At 45.3% G+C, this 4,913-nt stretch carries 5 protein-coding genes; all 5 read left to right on the plus strand.

Annotation, left to right across the window (positions count from 1 at the left end; translation table 11 throughout):
• The first annotated feature begins 329 nt into the window (after positions 1–329).
• Positions 330–1,130, plus strand: a complete 801-nt coding sequence (locus AB1797_13125; GenBank protein ID MEW5768528.1) for a sulfide-dependent adenosine diphosphate thiazole synthase — start codon at positions 330–332, stop codon at positions 1,128–1,130.
• 7 nt (positions 1,131–1,137) lie between these two features.
• Positions 1,138–1,854 carry a hypothetical protein gene (locus tag AB1797_13130; protein ID MEW5768529.1) on the plus strand — a complete coding sequence of 239 codons (717 nt, stop codon included), beginning with the start codon at positions 1,138–1,140 and terminating at the stop codon, positions 1,852–1,854.
• Positions 1,841–2,320, plus strand: coding sequence for a D-glycero-beta-D-manno-heptose 1-phosphate adenylyltransferase (rfaE2, locus tag AB1797_13135; GenBank protein MEW5768530.1), 480 nt, complete (start codon positions 1,841–1,843; stop codon positions 2,318–2,320). The genes AB1797_13130 and rfaE2 overlap by 14 nt, the downstream gene beginning before the upstream one ends.
• Positions 2,321–2,428: 108 nt before the next feature.
• The gene (locus AB1797_13140; GenBank protein MEW5768531.1) at positions 2,429–2,713 is read left to right on the plus strand and encodes a flagellar basal body rod C-terminal domain-containing protein; all 285 of its coding nucleotides are present in this window, start codon (positions 2,429–2,431) and stop codon (positions 2,711–2,713) included.
• 452 nt (positions 2,714–3,165) lie between these two features.
• On the plus strand, positions 3,166–4,913 hold a 1,748-nt coding region (locus AB1797_13145; GenBank protein ID MEW5768532.1), incomplete at its 3' end, for a tetratricopeptide repeat protein.

Below are 4,913 nucleotides of genomic sequence, written 5' to 3' on the forward strand. Positions count from 1 at the left end.
AGAATAGCACACGGATGACACAGATTTTGGCGGATTCTCACGGATTTTTTCTAATAAATTTTTATCCGTGTCAATCCGTCTCATCCGTGTAATCCGTGTGCTATTATTGGTAATCTTTATGTCTTTGTGCCTTAAGAGCTGAATAGCTACAAAAATTTCTCCTCAACTTTCATTACCCCCTGAACGATTACGGATTTTTTTTTAAGGTGTAATAAATTGATTTGACAGGAAGGCAGTTAGATGCTATATTTTATACAGTCGAGGCAACTTTCAAGAGGGGAGACCTTTCAGCTCTCCACTCTCAGTGGTAGAGGAGGCAATATCATTTTATGGAATTGAACGAAATCCTTATTTCAAAAGCGATTACAGAAAGCTGGCATAAAGATTTTATTGACTGCTTAGAAGTAGATGTAGCCATTGCCGGTGGTGGACCAGCCGGACTGGCGGCGGCCTATTACCTGGCGCGGGGAGGGGCTAAGGTCCTTCTTTTGGAAAGAAGACTTTCTTTGGGAGGCGGTATGTGGGGTGGCGGCATGATGTATAACCGGTGCGTCTTTCAGTCTGAGTCAATGGAAATCCTGGATGAGCTGGGCATAAGGACCAAAGAATATGAACCTGGTTACTACGTAACCGACTCCCTTGAAACAGTAGCCACTCTTATCTTAGCCGCTATTAAAGCCGGGGCAAGGATATTCAATCTTCTGGGAGTAGAAGATATTATGATCAGAGAGAAAAGAATCACGGGTCTGGTCATAAATTGGGCGGCGGTTGGTTTGGCCTCCCTCCATGTGGATCCAATGGTGATAAAAGCCGGCGTGGTGATTGATGCTACCGGACATGCAGTTGAAGTAACCAAGATAGTAACCCAAAAGATGGGACCAGGACTCCTGACTGAAACAGGGGAGATCATGGGTGAAAAACCCATGTGGGCTGATGTGGGCGAAAGAACCATTGTTGAGAACACTAAGGAAGCCTATCCGGGCTTATATGTAGCTGGGATGGCGGCTAATGCTGTCTTTGGCGGTCCCAGGATGGGACCTATCTTTGGGGGTATGCTCCTATCCGGCAAAAAAGTGGCGGAAATGATCCTGGGAAACCGGCTCTGTACCCACGACAAAGAAAAGAGGTGAGAGGTGAATGATTACTGAAAAAGACTTCGAAAGGGTATGGAAGATCGCAGAGGAGAATCAGCGAGAGATAAGGGCTCTCCTGGAAGGGACTAAAGAGCTTCGGGAGAGTCAAAAGAAAACAGATGAGCAGATCAGGAAAACAGATGCAGAGATAGACAAAAGATTAGATAAGCTTACTCTAGAGGTCGATCGGGTTAGTAAGGGATTAGATAAGCTTGGGGTAGAGGTCGATCGGGTGAGTAAAGAGGTCGATAAGGTTAATAAATCAGTAGCCGGTATTAGTGATGGTTGGGGAAGGTTTATGGAAGGATTAGTTCGACCGGGCGTAGAAGAGGCTTTTAATGCCTTAGGAATGGATATATCTACATTTTCAGCTACCAGGATAAGAAGGAGGATAAACGGTCAGGGAATGGAATTAGATCTTATTCAACCTGCTAAGAGAGAAGGCATAGATATCTTATTGGTGGTAGAAGTTAAGACTTATCTTCGCACAGAAGATGTGCATAACTTTTTGGATAAGCTTGGGAGGTTCTACGAATTCTTTGAAGAGTATCGTGACCGGCGGATTATTGGAGTAATGGCCTTTATGAATTACGTTGAGGAATCAAAATTGTATGCTGAGAGGCAAGGTTTCTATATCCTTGCTCCTTCTGGTGAGACAGTTACTATTCAAAATAGCCCAGGTTTCGAGCCAAAGGTATGGAGATACGTTGGAAAAAATTAAGAGTCTCCACGAGTTAAAGGAGATAATTGGTGGGTTAAAGAAAGAAGGCCATCGCATTGTTTTCACTAATGGTTGCTTTGATCTCCTCCATGTAGGGCATGTCAGGTGTCTTAAGAAAGCCAAAGAATTTGGAGATATCCTGGTGGTTGCCCTGAATAGCGACTTATCGGTTAAAGGGCTAAAGGGCCAGGGTCGTCCACTCCTCCCTGAAGAGGAACGAGCGGAGATTTTAGCGGCGCTGGAATGCGTGGATTACGTAGTTATCTTTGAGGAACCTGATCCGGTTCGGGTTATTTCCACTCTTCTGCCTGATGTTCTGATAAAGGGGGATGAGTATAGCCTGAGCGAGATTAAGGGGAGGGAAATAGTGGAAGCCGGCGGCGGGGAGGTGGTTAGAATCCCCCTCATCAAGGGACGTTCTACCAGCGGTCTCATCCAGCTTGTAAAAAAGCTGCCAGAGGAATAATACCACATCGTTTTGAAGAGCCAATAGGCCATATAGCCAAGAGAGAAGGGATTATTATCCCTATTTCCTCTTGGCTAATGGCTAATTTTACAGGGAGGTGGATTTAACATGAGGATAATGTTAGATAATGCCCTTAGTGGTGTCAAGGCCCATCAGCAGCGACTGGAGGTAGAAAGCCATAACCTGGCTAATGTGAATACCCCAGGATTTAAGGCCTCCAGAGCCACTCTCGCTGAAAGCAGTATCATCCCCGGAGCCTTGGAGACATCCAATGTTGATCTGGTTGACAATATGGTGGGAATGATAGTCAATGAACGGGGTGTTCAGGCTAATACCGCTACGATAAAAACAGCCGATCGAATAGCTGGTGAAATCATCGATCTCGTCAAATAAGTAGATAGTAGTCAGTAATCAGTAGTAACTATTCAGGTAGAGTAACCGTTCAGGGGTTGAAACCGCTAAAGCGGTTATGATTCTGGATGTTATCCCCTCTGTAACACCCTGATAAATCAGGATGCTAAACTCAAGTAAACATGAGAATAGCACCCTGATTTATCGGGGTGAATGGGTAAATACTAATAAACCAAAGCAACCGCTTTAGCGGTTTAGTGGCTGAACGCTTACAAGGTAGATAGGCTGAAGACTGAAGGCTGAAGGCTGAAGGCTATTGAACTTCAGCCTTCAGCCTATCCACCTGAGTAGTTACTCTCTTTTTTAATCAACAACCCGATAAATAGCTAAAGTTACCGTAATGTTGTGGGCTATTCCATTATTCTCTTCGTGCCTTAGTGGCTTTGTGGCTGAATAGTTACAATCAGTATTTGTTTGTAAAAGGGAGGGGAAAGTTGGGGAAACAAGTATATTCAAAATCCGCAATCCCCAATCCCCAATCCCGGGTACCCACGAAGTGGGTGCGCAATCTGCAATCCCCCATCCAGGCGGCGGTGTTTTTTATCCTGGTCCTCTTATTACCAGCAACTACGCAAGCCCTTGGAGCCAAAGGGCATTATCAGGCCGGGGAAGAATATCGACAGGCCGGTAAATACCCTCAGGCCATCGAAGCCTACCAGCAAGCCATTCGATTAAATCCTTATTATAAAGAGGCTTACAATGGACTTGGCCAGGCATATTCTTCCTCTGAGATGTATGAAGAGGCGCTTCTGGCCTTTGAGCGGGTTATTACCATTGATCCTAAATATTTAGCGGCTCATATCAATCTCGGTTTTACCTATGAGGTTCAAGGCGATCTGGAAAAGGCCCGGGTCGAATATGAGCTTGTTCTTAAACTGAAGCCATCCTCTGCTGACGGCCACTTTTATCTGGCTAGACTTGCCCGTAAGCTAAGGGAGGTTAATCGGGCGATTGAAGAGTATAAAATCGTCGTAAGGATTGATCCGGAATATGTCTGGGCCTATATTAATTTAGGGTCTATTTATTGGGAAGAGCCTTCGGTCCAGGATCTTGACCGGGCGGTGGCTTATTACAAGGAGGCCAAGGTGCATGATGACCGGAATGCGTGGATATATTTGAACCTGGCTTCCCTCTACGATCAACAGGGCCGGCCTAAGAGGGCTGAAGCAGAATTTGGGGGTGCCCTTAGATTGGCTCCTAATAATCCTCAGATTCTGAAAGCAGCGGCCACTTTTTTCCTGAAAAGGGGTAAATATGACCGCGCCGTCTCTTTATATGAAGTGCTTTCAGGATTGGCCCCTTATGATTCTTTAACCCATTATGCCTACGGTTTGAGTTATAAAGGGGCAGAAAAAAATTTAGAGGCCAGAGAGGAATTCCTGAGCGCACTAAAAATAAAACCTTATGATGAAGTGGCCATGGCTGAGCTGGAAGACATCATTTTGATGGAAGACGAGGTGCTTACCCCTATTAGGAATAAATACAGTGACTATCATCTTGAACTCGGCGAGCACTACTTTAATGAGAACAGGATTCCCTGGACTGTTTTCCATCGTAGGAAGGCAGTCAAGCTCAATCCTCAAAGCGGAAAGGCCAGGTTAGATCTGGCTAAGATTTACTATCATCAAGGAAGGCATGATTTAACTATTGAAGAGCTAAAGAAGGTGATGGAACTTGAGCCGCAGAATACTGAGGCCTCAGATCTATTGGAGAGGGTCTATCGGACCAAAGAGGGACTCTCATCGACCAAAGAGGAAATTGATCTGACTAAACTCCCTCCTCCGGAAATAAGGCTGGCTGTTTTGAGGTTTAACCCAGAAGAATTCCTTCATCCGGAAATAGACAGGGTCTTTCGCCAGCTTCTTATCTCCGTGTTAGAAGAATACCCTCATCTGAAGGTAGTGGCTATGAATCAAACCGATACTACCGAGATTGAACTGGGCAGCCCGGCTTTTCCTCACTTGCGGAGCTATTTTTCGGCCACTCATTTGCTTCAAGGTAGTTTCAAGGAAGAGGAGAAAAGTTTTTCTCTTAAGGCTCAACTGGTTAGACTCGATACCCTGGATGATACCCCTCAATTTGAGATCAAAACCAGGGGCAATAACCGGCTCTTTGAAGCCGCCGGAAAGCTGGCTGAGAAGATAATTAAATCTATCCCTCCGGTAGGAAGGATAGTCAAGGT

This window comes from bacterium (assembly GCA_040753085.1).
Classification (GTDB): Bacteria; UBA9089; JASEGY01; order JASEGY01; family JASEGY01; genus JASEGY01.